16 protein-coding genes and 1 pseudogene are annotated in these 18360 nt (G+C 66.1%); 12 read left to right on the forward strand and 5 right to left on the reverse strand.

The annotated features are described in order from the left end of the window. The first annotated feature begins 71 nt into the window (after nucleotides 1–71). Entirely contained in the window at nucleotides 72–608 is a 537-nt protein-coding gene (locus tag AC07FN_RS11845) for a hypothetical protein (protein ID WP_478395609.1), read from the forward strand. Here AC07FN_RS11845 and AC07FN_RS11850 read toward each other — a convergent pair. Then, nucleotides 592–1332: a FadR/GntR family transcriptional regulator gene (locus AC07FN_RS11850; RefSeq protein WP_478395610.1), complete on the reverse strand. Its 741-nt coding sequence runs from the start codon at nucleotides 1330–1332 to the stop codon at nucleotides 592–594. The genes AC07FN_RS11845 and AC07FN_RS11850 overlap by 17 nt on opposite strands. Nucleotides 1333–1406: 74 nt before the next feature. Beyond that, nucleotides 1407–3050: an NAD(P)H-dependent oxidoreductase gene (locus AC07FN_RS11855; RefSeq protein ID WP_478395611.1), complete on the reverse strand. Its 1644-nt coding sequence runs from the start codon at nucleotides 3048–3050 to the stop codon at nucleotides 1407–1409. Between AC07FN_RS11855 and AC07FN_RS11860 the strand changes: the two genes are divergently transcribed. The 3 genes and pseudogenes from AC07FN_RS11860 (at nucleotide 3030) to AC07FN_RS11870 (ending at nucleotide 4826) form a co-directional block, all read left to right on the forward strand. After that, nucleotides 3030–3581 (forward strand): GNAT family N-acetyltransferase, encoded by a 552-nt coding sequence (locus tag AC07FN_RS11860; protein WP_478395612.1) that lies wholly within the window; start codon nucleotides 3030–3032, stop codon nucleotides 3579–3581. The genes AC07FN_RS11855 and AC07FN_RS11860 overlap by 21 nt on opposite strands. Nucleotides 3582–4160: 579 nt before the next feature. Then, a pseudogene (locus AC07FN_RS11865) lies at nucleotides 4161–4642 on the forward strand (lytic polysaccharide monooxygenase). Further along, a complete protein-coding gene (locus AC07FN_RS11870) occupies nucleotides 4539–4826 on the forward strand; it encodes a lytic polysaccharide monooxygenase (RefSeq protein WP_478395613.1) in 288 nt (95 codons plus the stop codon). The pseudogene AC07FN_RS11865 and the gene AC07FN_RS11870 overlap by 104 nt, the downstream one beginning before the upstream one ends. 72 nt (nucleotides 4827–4898) lie before the next feature. Here AC07FN_RS11870 and AC07FN_RS11875 read toward each other — a convergent pair whose 3' ends face one another. Together AC07FN_RS11875 and AC07FN_RS11880 are read right to left on the reverse strand one after the other, a co-directional pair. Next, on the reverse strand, nucleotides 4899–6467 hold the full coding sequence (locus tag AC07FN_RS11875) for a solute symporter family protein (protein WP_478395614.1): 1569 nt from the start codon (nucleotides 6465–6467) through the stop codon (nucleotides 4899–4901). Beyond that, nucleotides 6464–6883: a DUF485 domain-containing protein gene (locus AC07FN_RS11880; protein WP_452618195.1), complete on the reverse strand. Its 420-nt coding sequence runs from the start codon at nucleotides 6881–6883 to the stop codon at nucleotides 6464–6466. The genes AC07FN_RS11875 and AC07FN_RS11880 overlap by 4 nt, the downstream gene beginning before the upstream one ends. 837 nt (nucleotides 6884–7720) lie before the next feature. On the opposite strand from AC07FN_RS11880, the gene AC07FN_RS11885 reads away from it, so the two are divergent. The 4 genes from AC07FN_RS11885 (at nucleotide 7721) to AC07FN_RS11900 (ending at nucleotide 12451) form a co-directional block, all read left to right on the forward strand. Further along, a complete protein-coding gene (locus AC07FN_RS11885; RefSeq protein WP_478395615.1) occupies nucleotides 7721–10684 on the forward strand; it encodes a sensor histidine kinase in 2964 nt (987 codons plus the stop codon). Between the two features lie 42 nt (nucleotides 10685–10726). Continuing rightward, complete coding sequence (locus tag AC07FN_RS11890; protein ID WP_093270958.1) at nucleotides 10727–11167, forward strand: roadblock/LC7 domain-containing protein; 441 nt, start codon at nucleotides 10727–10729, stop codon at nucleotides 11165–11167. Nucleotides 11168–11243: 76 nt separating this feature from the next. Further along, on the forward strand, nucleotides 11244–11771 hold the full coding sequence (locus AC07FN_RS11895; RefSeq protein WP_452618193.1) for a DUF742 domain-containing protein: 528 nt from the start codon (nucleotides 11244–11246) through the stop codon (nucleotides 11769–11771). 77 nt (nucleotides 11772–11848) lie between these two features. Further along, nucleotides 11849–12451: a GTP-binding protein gene (locus tag AC07FN_RS11900; RefSeq protein WP_478395616.1), complete on the forward strand. Its 603-nt coding sequence runs from the start codon at nucleotides 11849–11851 to the stop codon at nucleotides 12449–12451. A 58-nt stretch (nucleotides 12452–12509) separates the two neighbouring features. Here the strand turns inward: AC07FN_RS11900 and AC07FN_RS11905 are convergent, their stop codons facing one another. Then, entirely contained in the window at nucleotides 12510–13574 is a 1065-nt protein-coding gene (locus tag AC07FN_RS11905) for a S1C family serine protease (RefSeq protein WP_478395617.1), read from the reverse strand. Nucleotides 13575–14042: 468 nt separating this feature from the next. Here AC07FN_RS11905 and AC07FN_RS11910 point away from each other — a divergent pair, with 468 nt between their 5' ends. The 4 genes from AC07FN_RS11910 to AC07FN_RS11925 all read left to right on the forward strand — a co-directional run bounded on the left by AC07FN_RS11910 (nucleotide 14043) and on the right by AC07FN_RS11925 (nucleotide 18307). Then, the gene (locus AC07FN_RS11910; RefSeq protein ID WP_478395618.1) at nucleotides 14043–14714 is read left to right on the forward strand and encodes a hypothetical protein; all 672 of its coding nucleotides are present in this window, start codon (nucleotides 14043–14045) and stop codon (nucleotides 14712–14714) included. A 140-nt stretch (nucleotides 14715–14854) separates the two neighbouring features. Beyond that, nucleotides 14855–16450: an amidohydrolase gene (locus tag AC07FN_RS11915; RefSeq protein WP_478395619.1), complete on the forward strand. Its 1596-nt coding sequence runs from the start codon at nucleotides 14855–14857 to the stop codon at nucleotides 16448–16450. A 154-nt stretch (nucleotides 16451–16604) separates the two neighbouring features. Beyond that, nucleotides 16605–16832 carry a DUF3311 domain-containing protein gene (locus AC07FN_RS11920; RefSeq protein WP_478395620.1) on the forward strand — a complete coding sequence of 76 codons (228 nt, stop codon included), beginning with the start codon at nucleotides 16605–16607 and terminating at the stop codon, nucleotides 16830–16832. Further along, a complete protein-coding gene (locus tag AC07FN_RS11925; RefSeq protein ID WP_478395621.1) occupies nucleotides 16829–18307 on the forward strand; it encodes a sodium:solute symporter family protein in 1479 nt (492 codons plus the stop codon). Before AC07FN_RS11920 ends, AC07FN_RS11925 begins: the two co-directional genes overlap by 4 nt. Nucleotides 18308–18360 lie beyond the last annotated feature (53 nt).

Genomic DNA, 18360 nt, shown 5'->3' on the forward strand with positions numbered 1-18360 from the left:
GCGTCCGCTGCTGAAGCTGTCCACTGTGGCCGCCGTCGATAAGGTGGGGCCATGGCGGTTGCGAGGCCTCGGTGAGTGCAGGCAAGCGGCTCGGGTTGCTGCTGATGATGGCGGTCATCGTCGGCGGAGCGGCCGGGATGGGCGCGATGGCGGGGCTCGGCGCGGCGACGACGTTGGCCGCGCTCACCGCCATGTTCTGCTTCATGGCGGCATCCGGCGGCGCGTTGCGCCCCGATTTGCGACTGCTCGCCGTGCTCGCGCCGACGATGGTGCTGGCCGTCGCGGTGCCGCGCCTGATGGCCGAGGTGTCGAGCTGGGTCTCGATCGCACTGGTCCTGTTCGTCGCCGGTCTCCTGCCGGCGTTGGGCCAACGCTTCGTCCAGGTTGGGCTCGGTTTGGTCATGGCTGCCCTGTTCAGCTGGGGATTCCAGCTCACCGGGGCCGCCACGCACATCCAGATCGTCGTGGCTCCGATGCTGGCCGTGATCTGGGTCTTCCTGCTCCGCCTGTTGCTCGGCGCCAGGGATCCGAGCGGGACCGAAGTTCACGGATTGAAAGACGTCGCCCGCTTCAGCAGGTTCGAGCCGGCGATCAGCGACCGCCGGTAAAAGATCCGGTCTCGTAGAAGTCGTTGATGTGGTCGCGAACGAGTTCGACGGCCCGCAGGGCGTCGTGCTCCTCAATGGCCCGCAAGATGTTCCGGTGCTCGCTGCGCACCGTCTTCGCAGTCGCTCGCCAATCGGCCAGCTGCTCGTAAGCGTCGATCATCTGGCGCTGGATCGCTGTGCGCAGCGAACTCATCAGGTAGGAAGCCAGCGAGTTTCCGGTGGATTCAGCGATCTGCACGTGGAACTCGGTGTCCAGGCGGTTGAAGTCGCGGGCGGTCAGATCGGCCGCGTCCATCTGGTCCAGGATGCTCCGCAGCGCGTTGTGGTCCTCGCCGGTAGCGTTGCGCGCCGCGTCGGCGACCGCCCACTCCTCCAGCATCAGGCGAGTCCGGAGCACATCGGTGCCGCCGAAGTGCCCGAGCGCCAACTGCATCTTCAGCAGGATAGCGAACCCTTCACCGGGGTGACCGACGAACACTGTCCCGCCTTCGGGCCCGCGGCCAGGCCGAACTTCGACGATGCCTAGCGCCTCAAGCACGCGCAGCGCCTCACGCAGCGACGGGCGGCTGACGCCGAGGAGCTGCGAAAGTTCGCGTTCGCTGGGCAGCCTGTCACCGGGTGCGAGCAACCCGTCCAGCATGCGCTGCTCGATCTGCGCCATGACCTGCTCGTAGGTGCGCACCTTGCGCACCGGTTCCCACGAGCTCTGGCTTGCGGAACTCACGCTCCTCCTCGATTTTCCTGCGATGCTCCCGGAGACCGCCCCACTCTACGGGCGCAGCTCGCCCCTGCCCGCCGTCATCCGCGCATCGTTCGTTCCAGCTCACGCCGCAACTGCACCGCCAGCGCCGAGTCATCCACTTCGACGTCATCCCAGCCGACGACACCGCCCTGGGGAATGTCGTTGCGCAGCTTGACGCCGCTGGCCAATCCCATCGGCAACGCACCGACCTTCAGCGACATCTCTGCCGGGGCGAGCTTGCCGTGAACCATGTAGCCACCCTCGCCGTCGAGGACTTCCCCGGCCTTCAGCGCACGTTTTGCAACGGAGACGACGTCTCCTCGGAAGGCCGTCGGGCACCCGGTCGCCTCTCCGCGCACGGCGGCCGAAGCGATGCTAATGCCCAGTTCCAGTCCGATCATGTGGTATGGCCGGTAGAGCGAGCCGTAGCGCCCGGTCTCATCCGTGCGCACGCCGTATTCGGCGAAGCACTGGACCGCATAGTCGGTGCGCGCTTCGAAGGTGACGTAGACGCCCCAGCGCAGGTCTCGCGCGACGTCGGTGCCGTCGTGGTGGAGGCTGGAGGCGATCTCGACGGTGCCCCGGCGGGTCAGCCGGCCCCCGATCTCGGCGGGCCGGAACACCGTTGACAGGTCGTCGACTCCGCAGGGCGGGAAGAGCAGACCTTCGTCCTGCGGCACCAATCCGGTGCCGTTGGCGACGGCCGCCATCTCGATGGCCGATTTCGTACCGTCCAGGAACGAGTTGAACATCTTCGGGTTGAAGTCCCCGCGATCCAGCTGTTCCCGTGTGAAGCCGTAATGCTCCCACACCGTGTCCGGAGTCGATTCGTGGTACTCGGGCAGGTACTTCGTTCCCTTGCCCGCGGCCACCACGTCGAAACCCGCTGTGCGAGCCCAATCGACGAGCTCGCAGATCAGGGCGGGCTGGTCGCCGTAGGCCATCGAGTAGACCACCCCTGCCGCGCGAGCCCGCTCCGCGAGCAGCGGCCCCACCATGCAGTCGGCCTCGACGTTGACCATGACGACGTGCCGACCGGCGTCGATCGCGCGAACCGCGTGGCGCACACCTGCCATGGGGTCGCCGGTGATCTCCAGGACCACCTCCAGCCCCGGAGCATCGATCAACGCGTCGGCATCGTCGGTGACATGCGTGCTACCGCTGCGGAATGCCTCGCCGAAGCTAGCGGCCGCGTAGCGCTCGGCGGGCCAGCCGGTTCGCTGCAACGCGGCCCGAGCTCGTTCCGGCGAGAGGTCGGCGATGCCGACGACGTGCATGGTTTCGGTGCTCAACGCCTGGGTGAAAAACATCGAGGCGAACTTCCCCGCCCCGATCACGCCGACTCGGACCGGCCCACGATCCCGCGTCCGCTCGCCCAGCAACGCGTGGAGATTCATCAAACCCCTCACTGGACATACGGTCTGACCACAACAGCCGTCCAACGTAATCTCGCCCCCAACCACCGTCAACCCGCCGTGGCGGGCGACAGCATGGGAACTTTCCTGCCAATCAACCCCGACATCCCAGCTCAAACGGGGGCTACCGCCTGCGGTCAGGTTGAAAATGATTATCATTGCCCTACTGGTACGGCACTGGGTGGCCCAGAGCCGCAGCAAGGGAATCTTCCTGCCGCCCAGGAACGAACGAACATGCATCACCGACCGCCCGGAGAGGACGCGATGCAGCACAACATCGAACACCGCATCGGCGAGTACACCGTCCGCGCCGCCAGGCCATCCGACGTTGATGGCGCACGGAAGGTCATGCTCGACACCTTCTACAACGAGTTCGGGCACGGTTACGACTCGAAATGGCACTCGGACGTCGTCAACATCGAGCCCACGTATCTGCAGAATCCTCGGCACGCCCTGTACGTCGCGGTCCGCGACGGCGAGGTCGCGGCAACAACGGCGGTGCGGTCCAACGGCCCCAGCAGTCCGCCGCATCCACAGTGGATCGCCGACCGCTACCCGAGCGGCGAGACCGCTCAACTGTTCAGGGTTTACGTCGCCAGGGCACACCGCCGGCACGGTCTTGCACGCGCTTTGGTCGCGATGGCTTGCGACTTCGTCGCCGACACAGCAGGTTACTCCGCGATCTACCTGCACACCAACCCGGCGATCGAAGGCGCCGAGCCTTTCTGGCGCGCGGTGGCGAAGGAGATCTACGACGCGCGTGGCGACGAGCAGCACAGCCATTCCGTCCACTTCGAGATCCCGATCCCGCACTGAAGAGACCCGAGGACTGTCGCGCCAGTGACAGGAAGGTTCCCATGCTCCAACTCCTAGACCCCCTGGAGCCACACGAGCTAGCAGGCCGCTGCATGGGAACCTTTCTGCCACAACCCCCGGCAGGCGCACTTGCCCGCCATTGGGCGACTCGCGGCATCGTTTCACTTCAGGGAAAATTAAGAATCGAAAAAGGTCCGCATCGAAAATTCGACCCGCAGATTCCCCGAAGTCCCGATTAAGACTCGTTTATCGCCTATGTCAGATTCCTTTACACATTCATTTCAGACAGCAGCACACTGCCCCTCACCTGCAAAGACGATCGGCGAACCAATAATTTTCACTAAGCACGAATAGAATTTTCACAGTGGACTCGCCTCGTCTGCCGAGTCAGCATCTGTTCACCCCGAAACGATGCACCGGTGATCGATGCGCGCCGCTCGCGGCCGACGTCTTCACCGGCGGACAACGAGGAGACTCGACGTGAACGTGTGCCACAAGCCAGCCGCAGCCGCTGCTCTTGGTGGCTTGTCCGTCATCGGCGCCCTGCTTGCCCCGCAGGCCGCCTTCGCCCACGGCGACATGCAGGCACCTGCCGGCCGCGCCTACACCTGCTTTCTAGAAGGAGCCGAGGGCCCCGACTCGGAGGGATGCAAGGGAGTCGTCACTGAGAACGGTTCCGCCCCGATCTACGACTGGATGAGCAACCGGATCGGCGACGCCAACGGCCGGCACCAGGAACTGATCCCGGATGCGAAGTTCTGCAGCGCCAACAATCCGATGTACTCGGGTTTCGACGCCCCGGCCACGGCATGGCCGACCACTCAGCTGCAGACCGGCGACGTCGACCTCGAATTCAAGGCCACTGCCAAGCACCAGGGCGGGTTCCAGTCTTCATCACCAAGGACGGCTGGGACTCGTCGAAGCCGCTGGCTTGGGGCGATCTGGTGATGGTCGCGGATGTCGACAGCCCGCCGGAAACCGCGGAAGGGTACTCGATCGCCGCGAAGATCCCCGAGGGCAAGACAGGTCAGCACGTGCTACACGATCTGGCAGCGCACTGACAGCCCCGAGGCCTTCTACTCCTGCTCCGACGTGGTCTTCGGCCAGAAGGGAACCGCACAGACCAGCGCCCTTGAGGGGCAGCGGCCTGCGGCCACGACTTCAGCCACCACACACCATCACGACGCCCATACCCCTGAGCAGACTGCGTCTTTCTGGGATCGCGTGATGGGCTGGTTCGCCTGAGGTTGCGATCGCCCCGGCGCGAGCATGGGAACCTTCCTGTCAAAAGTGACAGGAAGGTTCCCATGCTCCACGTCAGGACGAGCCGATGCCGGTGAGGGCACGGACTTCCATCTCTGCGGTTCGCTTCTCGCTCACTTGGCCTCCTCCGAGCAGCGTGCCGATGTAGCCGCACAGGAACGAGATCGGGATCGACACGATCCCGGGGTTGCTCAGCGGGAACCACGCGAAGTCCACGCCCGGCAGGATCGAGTCCGGCGATCCCGAGACCACCGGCGAGAAGACGACCAGAACCGTGCACGAGATCAGCCCGCCGTAGATCCCCCACAGCGTGCCGCGGGTGTTGAACCGCCGCCAGAACAGCGAGAACAGCAGCGTCGACAGGTTCGCCGAAGCCGCGAACGCGAACGCGAGCGCCACCAGGAACGCGATGTTCTGCCCGTTGACGAGGATGCCGCCGAGGATCGACGCGGCACCGATCACGAGCGCCGTCAGGCGGGCGACCCGCACCTCCGAGTCGGGATCCGCCTTGCCGCGCTTCACGATGTTGGCGTAGACGTCGTGGGCGAAGGAGGCGGACGCGGTCAGCGTCAGCCCGGCGACAACGGCGAGGATGGTAGCGAAGGCGACCGCTGCGACGACGCCCAGCAACACCGTGCCTCCGACGCGGTACGCCAGCAGCGGCGCGGCCGAGTTCTCGCCACCGGGAGCCGAGAGGATCGCCTCGGTGCCGTTGACCGCTCCCGCTCCGTAGCCGATCACGAGCGTGCACAGGTAGAACAACGCCATCGTGCAGGTTGCCCAGACCACGGAACGCCGCGCCTGCAGAGCGTTGGGCACGGTGTAGAACCGCATCAGCACGTGCGGCAGCCCGGCGACGCCCAGCACCAAGGCCAGGGACAGCGACACGAAGTCCAGCTTGGTCACTTCGCTCTGGCCGTACTTCGCACCGGGCGAGAAGATCCGGTCCCCCAACGGGTTCTGCTCCGCCGCGTGCTGCAGCAGCGAGGTCAGGCTGAAGCCGAACTTGCCCATCAGGAACAGGGTCATCATGGCCGCGCACAGCATGAGCATGGCCGCCTTGATGATCTGCACCCAGGTGGTTCCCTTCATGCCGCCGACCAGCACGTAGACGATCATCACCAGGCCCACGCCGCCGATCACCAGCGCCTGACCGCCCGAGCTGTGCACGTCGAGCAGCAGTGCCACCAGGCTGCCCGCGCCGGCCATCTGGGCGATCATGTAGACGAAGGAGATCACCAATGTGGACACTGCGGCGGCCGCGCGGACCGGGCGTTGCCGCATCCGGAAGCTCAGTACATCGCCCATCGTGAAGCGGCCCGTGTTGCGCAGGAGCTCGGCGACCAGCAACAGGTTCACCAGCCAGCCCACGAGGAAGCCGATCGAGTAGAGGAACCCGTCGTAGCCGTGCACCGCGATCGCCCCGGCGATCCCGAGGAACGACGCCGCCGACAGGAAGTCCCCGGAGAGCGCGATGCCGTTCTGCGCACCGGTGAACCGGCCTCCTGCGGCGAAGTAGTCGGTGGCCGTGCCGGAGCTGCTCACGCGGTAGACCATGTACAGGGTGAGCAGCACGAACACCCCGAAGATGCTCATGTTGAGCACCGGGTTGGCGTTGATCATCGCGGGTCCTCCCCGGTCGCTTCCCGGTACAGCGCCACGACGCGCGGATCGATCTGGCGCGCCGCGTACTTGAGGTAGAGGGCGGTGATCAGGATCGTGGTCACGAACTGGCCGATGCCCATGACCAGGCCGACGTTGACCTCGCCGAAGAGCCGGATGCTCATGAAATCCGGCAGGTAGGCGGCGAGGACGACGTATCCGAGGTACCAGAGGAGGAACACCGCGGTCATCGGGAAGACGAAGCGGCGCAGCCTGGCTCGGAGATCGAGGAATTCGGGGCTTCGCGCGATGGCGGTGTAGTCCGGCGCCGGCCGGTGGGCGCGGGGTGCCGGTTTGTCGATCTGGCCGAAGGTTGCCGGCGTCGCGGGCTCGCCCCCGGGCGTTCGCGGCGGCGGTGGCTGGGTTGCGTTGGGCATGCGTCCTTCCAAGCAGTCGAGCTGCATCGACGTGGTTTCGGCCGATGCTTCGGAGTTCCCCAGTGCTCCGTGGCCGAGCGCCCTGGCTCTCATTCGATCCGGCTTAATCGAGAGTTCTCGGATCCAGGGCGTCGGCGAACCGCGCTGCCCGCGCTGCCAACCGATTCGGAAGTCTAGCCAGCGAATGCCGCAGCACCGACATGCGCAGCGACACAGCACACACATTGATGAATTCACCGATCACGGTATGTGGTCGTTTTGCCGTGCCGACCCCATGTGCGGCGCCACCGAAACCGCCCTCGGCAAACCGAAAATCCCTGAGCCACGGCAACTTTCAGCAGGTCAACTAGGCACTCGACGCGCAGGACGGTCGACCGGGCGAAATCTCGGCGCGGCTCTGCAACGAAAAAGTCATTCGTAGCCCCAACATCTACCTATCGGGCGACAAAAGCACTTCTGAAGATCGCCCAGCCGAACACGATCAGTGTTCGTGATTGTCAAGATCAACCGTCACCCCAGCGAAAATGATCTCCATCGACATGGAATCAGCAGGTCAGCCAGCCGAATTCGAGAACAGAGGAAGATCATTTCATTGCGGTAGGGTTCTCAAAACCGACACCCGGCGAAGACGAATCCGGTGCGGCCGCGATCACCCCCGACATCGCAGGCTCCGGACGCCGGTATCGACGACAGCACCGGCCACCGGCGAAAACCGGCCGCACGCAGCGCCGCCAGCCCTGCAAGAACCTGCCGCGCACACCACAGACGGGCCCAGGCTGCCCACCACACGAACGCGCCGTCGGTGAACACCTCGACTGCGCGGGAAAGGACTGCGTCGTGAGCAGCGGACTCGAAAATCCGGCCGCGAACGCGCCCCGGGCGTCCAGGTGGTCCAGCACCACACCGAAGGTCGCCGAGCGGATCACCACGTGGCGCAACTGGAAACTACCCACCAAGATCGCCGCCGTCGTGCTCGTTCCGGTGATCTTCGCCCTGGCGCTCGGCGTGCTGCAGATCCGCAGCCAGATCAACCAGGCCGACGAATACGCCAAGCTGGACCGGCTGGTCTCGACCGGCAGCGCGGTGCGCGCGGCCACCGACGGCCTGCAGCAGGAACGCAGCAAGGCCGCCGAGTTCCTGGTGCGCGGGCCGGTTTCCGCTCCGGAGGTGCAGGAGCGCTTCACCGCCACGGACCGGGCCCTGGACGACATGCGCCAGCGGCTGCGGGCCACCCCGGACAGCGAGGCGGTCCGGTTCGCCCGGCAGGAAACCGACCGGCGTCTCACCGCGCTCGCGCCGGTCCGACAGCAGGTGCTGGGCGGTCACGCCGATCCCGGGGTGACGATCAACACCTACACCGAGCTCATCGGCGTGCTGATGGCGCTCGACCGCACGCTGATCAGCCAGATCTCGTCGTCGCAACTCGTGTCCACGGCCACCACCGCGCACGAGCTGGGGCAGATCAGCGAGGAAATGCAGCTCCAGCAGGCCCTGGTGCTCACCGGGCTGACCCGCGGCGGTTTCAGCACCGACAACCTGGCCCGGCTCGCGGCCAGCGAATCCCGCCGCACCTCGGCGGTCAAGGAGTTCCGCGCGGCCGCCACCCCTCAGCAGCGGATGCGCTACGACCAGCTGTACGCGAAGCCCGAGGTCCCGGCGAGGGAAACCTCGGTGCAGCTGGCGATGGCCGAGCGCGACAACACGAAGTCGCGGCTCTCCACGGCACTGGTGTCGGCAGCGGTGTGGAAGGACCAGTCCCGGACGGCTCATGGCGAGCTCAACGCGCTTCAAGACCACCTGGATCAGCAGCTGCACGACACCGCGTTCTCACTGCAGGACAACGCGAGCAACATGGCGGGGCTGGAGTCGGTGATCCTGCTGTCGGCTCTGCTGGCCGCCGGCGCGGTCGTCGTCGTGGTCGCCCGGCACCTGCTCGGGTCGCTCGACGTCCTGCGGCGCAGTGCGCTGGACACCGCTAACTACCAGCTGTCGCAGGCGGTCGCCGACATCCGCGCCGGTCACGCCACCCGCCCCCGCGTCGAGCGGGTGCCGGTGGAGACCGCCGACGAGATCGGCGATGTGGCGCGGGCGTTCGACGACGTGCACATCCAGGCCGTCAACCTCGCCACCGAGCAGGCCGAACTCCGCCGCAGCTACAGCGACTCGTTCATCAACGTGTCGCGGCGCAGCCAGGGCCTGCTGGAGCGGCAGCTGCGGCTGTTCGAGCAGCTCGAACGCGACGAGGAAGACCCCGACCAGCTGGCGACCCTGTTCCAGCTGGACCACCTGGCCACCCGGATGCGCCGCAACAACGAGAACCTCATGGTGCTCTCGGGTGCAGACCCCGCCCGGCGGTTCACGCAGCCGACGTCGCCCGCGGACCTGATCCGGGCCGCGGTGTCGGAGATCGAGCACTACCCGCGGGTGATCGTCCAGCCGCTGCCGGACGTCAAGATCGTCGGATACGCCGCGAGCGACCTGGTGCGGCTGCTGGCGGAACTGCTCGACAACGCGGCGAACTTCTCGGCGCCGGAAACTCAGGTCGTCGTCTCCGGGCAGCGGCGCGGCGACGGGTCGCTGGGCATCGACATCCTCGACCGCGGCATCGGCATGTCGCAGGACGAGCTCGTGGCCGTGAACCAGCGGCTGACCGGCGACGAGGAGATCAAGTCGTCGACATCCCGGCGCATGGGCCTTTTCGTGGTCGGCCGGCTCGCCGCCCGCCACGGCATCCGGGTGGAGCTGCGCCCCGGCCCGGAAACAACCGGGTTGTGCGTCGCGGTCGGCCTCGGGCCGGAACTGCTGGTGGACGCCGCGCCCTCGGCACCGGTCCAGCGGACCAACGGCATAGTGCCCAACATCCGCACCGCCGACACGCTGGTGGAGGAGTTCGACTGGGAGGCGGCCGAAGAGGACGCGGCCGGCCAGCGCCAATTGGTGCGCAACGGCTTCCACCTGTTCCGCTCCCCGGGCAACGGCGCGCCGCAGGTGCCGCCCGCAGACGCCTTCAACACCGAAGAGATCCCCCGCGAGCCCGTACAGGCCGCCGAGCACCACAACGGCGCGAAGGCCCCGACGCCGATCTTCGACGATCTCGCGTCCGCGTGGTTCCAGGCGACCCCAAACGACGCCACCCGCCCCGCCATCCAATGGCCCGCCCCCTTGGCGGAGGGTGACGGCAAGGGAACTTTCCTGCCACCGGCGACAGGAAGGTTCCCTTCCTCTCAGCCCGCCCGGACCAACGGCCATGGTGGCCAGAGCTCGTGGACCTTCGCGAATGACCAGGCCCGGCAGCGGGCCGAGGAAGTCGCGGCGGCAGAACCTTCCGACTACACCGCGGCGGGTCTTCCGCTTCGAGTTCCGCAGGCGAACCTGGTGGCCGGCAGCGCCGACACGGAGTCGGGCGGGCGCGCGCGCCCGCCCCGCGATCCGCACGCCGCCCGCGGCCGGCTGGCGAGCTTCCAGGCCGGTGTTCGACGTGGCCGCCACCGCCAGCAGCTGACCTCGCGCAACAGCGCCGCGCCGACGGGAGCCGTGCAGCCTGACCCATATCCGCACGCCAACAACGGCACCAACGGCGTCCCGGACCCCGAGTCGCTGCTCGACCAGGAAACCGCCGACTACACGACTGCCGGGCTTCCCCGGCGAACCCCGAGAGCCCAACTGGTCCCGGGAACGGCCACTGAGCCGGACGTCAAGCCGCGCCGCGATGCGGACGTGATGCGTGGACGGCTGGCCAGCTTCCAGCGCGGGGTCCGCGAAGGCAAGCACAGCCTCCGCGACTCGCACTCGGCCGACTAGCGCCCGTGACAACCCGAATCAGTGCAGAGGACAGGAGGGCCGATGAACGCCCACAATTCCCAGCCGAACCAGTTCGGCTGGCTGGTCACGGACTTCACCGAACGAGTCCCGGGCGTGGCGCACGCCGTGGTCGTCTCAGCCGACGGGCTGCTGCTGACCGCGTCCGCGAAACTGCCCACCGACCGGGCCGACCAACTCGCAGCGGTCGCATCGGGGCTGCTCAGCCTCACCCAGGGCGCGGCGCGCTGCTTCGAAGCCGGGACCGTGAACGAGACCGTGGTCGAAATGGAACGCGGCCTCATGCTGCAGATGGCGATCAGCGACGGTTCGTGCCTGACGGTCCTGGCCGCGCCACATTGCGACATGGGTCTGATCGCCTACGAGATGGCCTTGCTGGTGGAACGAGTCGGCCAGATCCTGACCCCGGAACTGCGCTCCCAGTTGCAGGGAACGAATCGTGTGATGACCGGTCAGTCGGTGTGAGGACGGCATGAGCACAGGTCCGGACGCGTCCGGGCGGCACCGATGGGACGACCGAGAGTCGCCCGAAGCTGACGCCATGGCCGAGGTCTTCAACCGGTTCACCCTCGACAGTGGCCGCCGCGGGCGACGCCGCAAGCGTGCGCGCGACGAACCGGAGCCGCAGGGCCCTCCACAACCTGCGGCGGATCCGCCTTGGCCGTCGGCCGAACCGGCTGAAGCGCCGGCCATGTCGGCACCCGAGGAAGCCAGCCCTCAGGAGCCCGAAATCGCAGCGACCTACATCCGGCCGTATGCCTGGACCGGCGGGCGCACGCGATCGAATCACCGTCTGGAACTGGAAACCCTGGTGTCCACCAGCGAGTCGTGCCACCCGGCGCGGCTGCAGCGGCTCGAACACCATTCCATCGCCGAACTGTGTCGGCACCCGCGTTCGGTGGCCGAGGTCGCTGCCCTGCTCGACGTTCCGCTCGGCGTGGCGAAGGTCTTGCTCGGCGACATGGCCGACATCGGCCTCCTGACCGTGCACCAGACAGTGAACGAAAACGGCAGCACGTCGCACTTGTTGCTGATGGAGAGGGTTCTGAGTGGGCTTCGCCGCCTTTGAACTCCGCAGCGCGGGTCTCGTGGAGGTGCGCGCAACCGCAAGACGCCAGCTTGACTCGATTACTGAGGTGGGCAGACATGACTCCTGAAACGCGACCCCGACCTGTGCACACCGGTCGGTCCACGACCGCGACCTCGGCGAAGATCGTCGTCGCGGGTGGCTTCGGAGTCGGCAAAACGACATTCGTGGGTTCGGTGTCGGAGATCGTGCCGCTGACCACCGAAGCCGTGATGACCGAGGCCAGCAAGGGCATCGACGACCTGCACGCGACCCCGAACAAGAGCACCACGACGGTCGCCATGGACTTCGGCCGGCTGTCGCTGGATTCGGATCTGATCCTCTACCTGTTCGGCACCCCCGGCCAGCAACGCTTCTGGTTCATGTGGGACGACCTGGTCCGGGGCGCGATCGGCGCCGTGGTGCTCGTCGACACCCGGCGCCTCGCGGACTGCTTCTCGGCCATCGACTTCTTCGAAGACCGGCGGCTGCCCTACATCGTGGGGCTCAACTGCTTCGACGGAACCTTGCTGCACCGGGTCGAGGAGGTGCGCGAGGCCATCGCGATTCCGCCCGACGTCCCGATCGTGACCTGCGACGCGCGAAACCGCGAATCCACCAAGCAGGCGCTGATCAGGCTGGTCGCGTACGCCATGCAGTGGTGGATTCGCCGCACCGCTTAAGCCGTTGCAGCATGGGAACCTTCCTGTCACGTCCGCACGAAAGTCCCCTTCCCCACGCCTACCTGTCGCCCTGCAGCCCACCGTTCGGCGAGGTGTAGGGGTTGGGGGTCTGCTGCTGGAACAACGAATCGTCGACTGTTTCAGCGGCCTTGTCCTGTTCGCTACCCAAGGTCACCTCGACCTGCCGCTGGTTGCCACCGGCGGAGTCCGCCACCGTGAGGTTGATCTTCGAGCCAGGTGCGTTGGAGCTGATCTGGGCCACCAGGTCCGAGAAGCTGCTGACAGCCCGGTTGCCGACCTTGGCGATCGTCTCCCCTGCTTTGAGCCCCGCCTTGTCCGCGGCAGAACCGGGAACGACGGAACTTATGGTCGGCGCGCCCGACTGGCCGTTTGTACCGGTGACACCAAGTTGAGGCTTCGTCGCCACCCCACCGCTGATGAGCTCGTTGGCGACACGGCTTGCCGTGTCGATCGGGATCGCGAATCCCAATCCGATGTTTCCGGACGCCTTGCTGTTGGACACGATGCTGGTGTTGATGCCGATCACTTGGCCGTCCAGGTTCACCAGCGGGCCGCCCGAGTTGCCGGAGTTGATCGAAGCATCGGTCTGAATACCGTTGTAGATGACGGGCCGACCGTTCTCCCCCTGCACATCGACAGTTCGGTTCAGGGCGCTGACGATGCCTGAGGTCACCGTTCCTTCCAGCCCCAGCGGGGAGCCGATCGCGACGACGGGCTGCCCGACCGCCAGCGTCGAAGATTTGCCGAGCTCCGCAGGTGTGAGCCCGCTGGCGCCGTTGAGTTTGATCACCGCCAGGTCGTAGGAGGGCGAAGTGCCCACGACGCTCGCGGTCCGCGTTGTCCCATCGGGCAAGGTGACCGTGATCTCGCCGCCTGAACCGATCACGTGGTTGTTGGTCAGCACATAGCCATCCGGAGTGAGCACCACGCCGGTCCCTTCCGAACCGCTTCGGGCTCCGCGAACGGCGATGTCCACTGTGCTCGATGACGCTTTGCCCGCGGCGAACTGCACGGTGCCGGCCTGTGCGTTGACCTGGGTGCCGGTGACAGGATCGCGCTGGGTGATCGCGGAGTTGGCGCCTCCACCGTCAGCAATGAGCATCCCGCCTCCGACCCCCACACCCCCTCCGACCACTCCAGCGATCAGCGCGGCCGCGACCACGCCTTTCCAACGTCGTGGCTCACCTGTTCGAGGATTGGCCGGGTAGGTGCTCGCTTCGCCCGGCAGCGGTCCAGGCGCGGGGCCGAATGATGCAGTGGGAGCGGTTTCCGGCCCCGGCGTGTGTTGCGTGCCATCTCCGTACTCCGGCGATCCGCCGGAACCAGCTGCTGTCATGCCGTCAACCGTGCCGCGCGAAGCTGAGAACTACCTTGGCGCGAGCTGTTGACTTCGTCGGAATTCGCCCCTGCGACCGAGCCGCAGAATGGGAAGCATGGGAACTTTCCTTTCACCGGATGACAGGAAAGTTCCCATGCTCGACGAGGCGTGGAAGCGTACGTGGAATGGTCGAGCCCGACACGGGGCCGAAGGTAGGCAAAATCAAATGCCCCGGCCTCCGCTCCCGGGATAGTGCTCCGCATGCGTACAACGATCACCACGAACTCAGTCCTGCCGTCCAACGGCCGGCGGGTATTCCGCGTCGTCGAACTGGAGAAGCTCGGAGTCTCGCAGTCGACGTCCTATCGCCGGGCCCGCCCCGGCGGTCCTTGGATGCGACTCGCTCCCGGTGTTCTACTCGTCGTGCCGGGGCCGCCGACGGTCAAAGATCGCATCAACGCGGCACTGTTGCGTGCCGGACCCGATGCTGTGATCACCGGCCTCCAAGCCGCTCGCCTCCTCGGGCTGGGAACTCCTCCGGAAGATGCGGACATTCACGTCCTGATCCCGCACAGCCGGAAGATCCAGAGCTATCCCGGAACGAACTTCGAACGGACCACCCGTCTACCGGAACCCGTTCTCGTCGACGGCATTCCTGTCGCACCACCGGTGCGTGCCGTCATGGATGGCGCCCGCACTTGGCAGACCTGGGCAGTGACCGAAGCCCTCCTGGTCGAGGCGATGCAGCACAGGAACCGCTGCAGGTTGGAAGACCTGATCGCCGAGATGGAGCTCGGCAGCAGGCGAGGAACAGCGGTGCCGCGTGCGATTCTCCGCGCATTCAGGGGCACGACCACGCCGTTCCCGGGATTTCCGTCGCGTGCCGCACCGCCGGCGGGTCATCACGAGCGGGAGGCGGCCTGAAGATCTACGACGTTGGTCTTGGGGCTGGTGCTCGACGGGTTTCCGAGGCAGCATGCCAGGCATCGACCGCTGTCGTGGGAGGTGCTGTGGCGAGCGCTGGACAACCACCGGTCCTGGTCACTGCCCACCGGATCGTCACCATGGCCGACGAGCCGTATGTGAACACGGCTCGGCCTGCTCTGGCTATCCAGGGCGAGTGGGTCGTCGATGTCGGTGACCTCGGTGACCTGCGCCGCCGCATGCCCGGAGCCGACGTCGTCGACTTCGGGGACACAACGATCGTTCCTGGCTTCAACGACGCCCACCAGCATCCGACCATGACTGCCGCGAACCAGCGGGGCGTCGATGTGTCCGCGGCCAGCTCCCGGGCGGATCTTCTTGAGATGCTCAGGATCCGCGCTCGCGACACACCTCCTGGACAGTGGCTGCTCGGGACGCGCTACGATCACGGACGGTCCACCGGCGGCACGCCTCTGACTCGGTCTGATCTCGACGAGGTCACCGATGCCCACCCGGTGCTTTTGATCAACATCGGTGCGCACTGGGGTGTGCTGAACTCGGCAGGCCTCGCCGCAGCGGGGCTGTCCGACGACAGCGTCGCGCCACCCGGCGGCCAGCTCACCAGAGACGCTGCAGGTCACCTCACCGGGGTGGTGCACGAACAGGCGTTGTTCGACCTGGCGTACCCGTCACTGTCACGAGGGCGCCCGGTACTGCACGATCAGGACCGCAAAGCGGCATTGGCGCGGTTGAAAGGCACTCTCCGGGTGCTGAACGCCGCGGGAATCACGAGCGTCGGCGACGCGATGGTCGGCCCGACCGAGCTGTCGCTGCTGCAGGAGGCTCATCAGCGCGGCGAGCTCACGACGAGGGTCAACGCGCTACTCACCTACCGGCATGTCGACACGTTCCACGCTGCCGGGCTGCGCACTGGTTTCGGCGACAACTGGCTCCGGATCGGAGGTGTCAAGGCGTTCGCGGACGGTGCTGTCGCCGGTGGCACCTGCCTGGTCGAGCAACCTTTCGAAGGCACCGATGATCACGGTATTCAGACGGTGGATACCGATGAGCTCAACGAGCTGGCGTTCCGCGTGCACGCTGCAGGTTCGCGGCTTGCGATCCACGCCAACGGCGACCAGGCGATCAAGCTCGTTCTCAATGCCCTCGAACAGGCACGGGCGGCACACCCGACAATCAAGACCGCGCACCGGATCGAACACTGCAGCATGGTGGATGCGGAGATTCTGGCCCGGATGAAGGCCCTGGATGCCATCGCGGTTCCGTTCGGCAGCTATGTGGCTTTCCACGGCGACAAGCTCCTCGACTACTACGGCGCGGACCGGTTGGAGCGGATGTTCGCGCACCGCAGCCTGGTGGATGCGGGTGTCGCTGTGGCCGGCTCGAGCGACTTCCCATGCGGGCCCTTCGAGCCCTTGCTCGGACTTGCCAGCTGCGTCACACGGCTCTCCACAGCAGGGCGAACTGCTGGGCGAGTCCTTGGAGCGTCGCAGCAGATCAGTGCACGGGAAGCCCTCGCGATCTACACCATCGGTTCGGCTCATGCCGCTGGTGAGGCCTCGTTCAAGGGGCGACTTGAGGTCGGCAACCTGGCGGACTTCGTCGTGCTGTCCGACGATCCCCTTGAAGTGGATCCGAAGCATTTGCCGGATGTCCACATCCACGAAACGTGGGTCGGCGGCCAGGCGGTCTGGCGCGACGGGGAGGATCCGTCATGACTCGCGAAGCGACGGCCTGGGCTACGGCCAACAACGACCGCGACGCCATAGCCGGGCGCAGCGCCCTGTCCTGATTGGAGAGCATGGGAACCTTCCTGTCACCCCCGCCTCGAAGGTTCCCTCGCTGAGTCGGATTCAACGGCCGGAGGGATATGTGCTCAAGAAACGAAAATCACTGTGGTGGCTGTTGGGTCCCGTCGTGCTCTACCTGCTAGCGCTTCCGCTTTACAACCGGATCGAGCCGGTTGTTCTGGGGCTGCCGTTCTTCATGTTCTGGATGCTGATCGCGACTTTGCTGACACCGGCGTGCATCTGGCTTGCCGCCCGCAAAGATCCGCTGTGGCGAAGCGACCGGCAGCGTACGCGAGGTGATGACGAATGAGCACCAATGCTGCGGTGTCGGTGGGCATCTTCGCCTTGTTCATGCTCGCCGCGGTCGCCCTGGGCTTGCTTTCGCTGCGTGGCCGCGATCGCACGAACCTCGCTGAGTGGTCGGTTGGTGGCCGAAGCCTCGGTGTCGTACTGATCTTCGTGCTCATGGCGGGCGAAACGTACACGAGCTTCAGCTACCTCGGCGCCGCCGGCTGGTCCTACAACTACGGGATGCCGGTGTTCTACCTGCTGGCTTATCTCGCGATCGGCTTCGCCGTCGGATACGTCGTCGGGCCGATCCTGTGGAACTACGCCCACCGCAACAATCTCCACAACATCACCGACATCACCGCATACCGTTTCAACTCGCCGTGGTTAGGGGCCGCGGTGGCGATCCTCACCACGGTGTTCCTGCTGCCGTACATCCAGCTCCAGATCACAGGAATGGGTGTCGTCGTTTCGACGATCAGCTACGGCACGATCGGCCTGGGAGCCGGATACATCATCGCGTTCGTGGTGACCGAGGCATTCATCATCTTCTCCGGCCTGCGCGGTAGCGCCTGGGTGTCCATCCTCAAGGACAGCCTGGTGATCATCACGCTGTTGGTCGTTTTCGTCTACGTGCCGGTGCACTACTTCGGCGGCCTCGGCCCGATGCTTGACCGGCTCGTTTCGGAACGCCCCGAATGGCTCGTGCTGCCGGGCCACGGCAAGGAGTCCTTGGGCATGCTGTGGTTCGCCACAACGGGGCTGCTCAACGGTGTCGTCTACACGATCTTTCCGACCACTGTGGCCGGTTATCTGGGTGCCAAGAATCCGGGCGTATTACGCCGCAACGCGATCATCATGCCCTTCTACCAGGTGTTGCTGTTCGTTCCGATCCTGCTGGGCTTGGCCGCGGTGTTCGTCGTCCCGGGGCTCGACGATTCCAATCTGGCGATGTTCAAGCTCGTCGTCGACTCGATGCCGGCTTGGCTCGTCGGGCTCGTCGGGGTCGCCGGGGCGTTGTCGTCGATCGTTCCGATGGCCGTCTTCATGCTCGTGATCGGCACGATGTGGGGACGGTCCGTCCTGGGCGTGCATCCCCGGACAGCGCCGCACCAGAAGCAGCTGTCTCAGCTGGTCACGTTCGTCGTCGGGTTGGTGGCACTGCTCTTCACGTTCATTTCACCGAGCAGCCTGGTGCAATTGTCGGTCCTCTCGTATCAAGGACTCGCGCAACTCCTGCCGGTGGTACTCATCAGCTTGCTTTGGAAGCGCATGTCGACTGCGGCGGCCGCCTCCGGGCTCGCTGCCGGGGTGGTGGTCGTCGCATTGCTCGTCCTCACTGGAAACGACCCGTGGCTCGGCATCAACGCTGGTCTGCTCGGACTCGCCGCGAACGTCCTGGTCAACGTCGCGGTGACGCTCGCCCGCCCGGCAACCACACCGTCGGAGCGACTCGCCGTGGACGAGCTGCCCGAAGAAGCCCCGATTCGGGCCTGACCAACGAAAGCATGGGAACTTTCCTGCCACGGTGACAGGAAAGTTCCCATGCT

It is taken from the genome of Saccharopolyspora sp. NPDC045941, assembly GCF_056431445.1.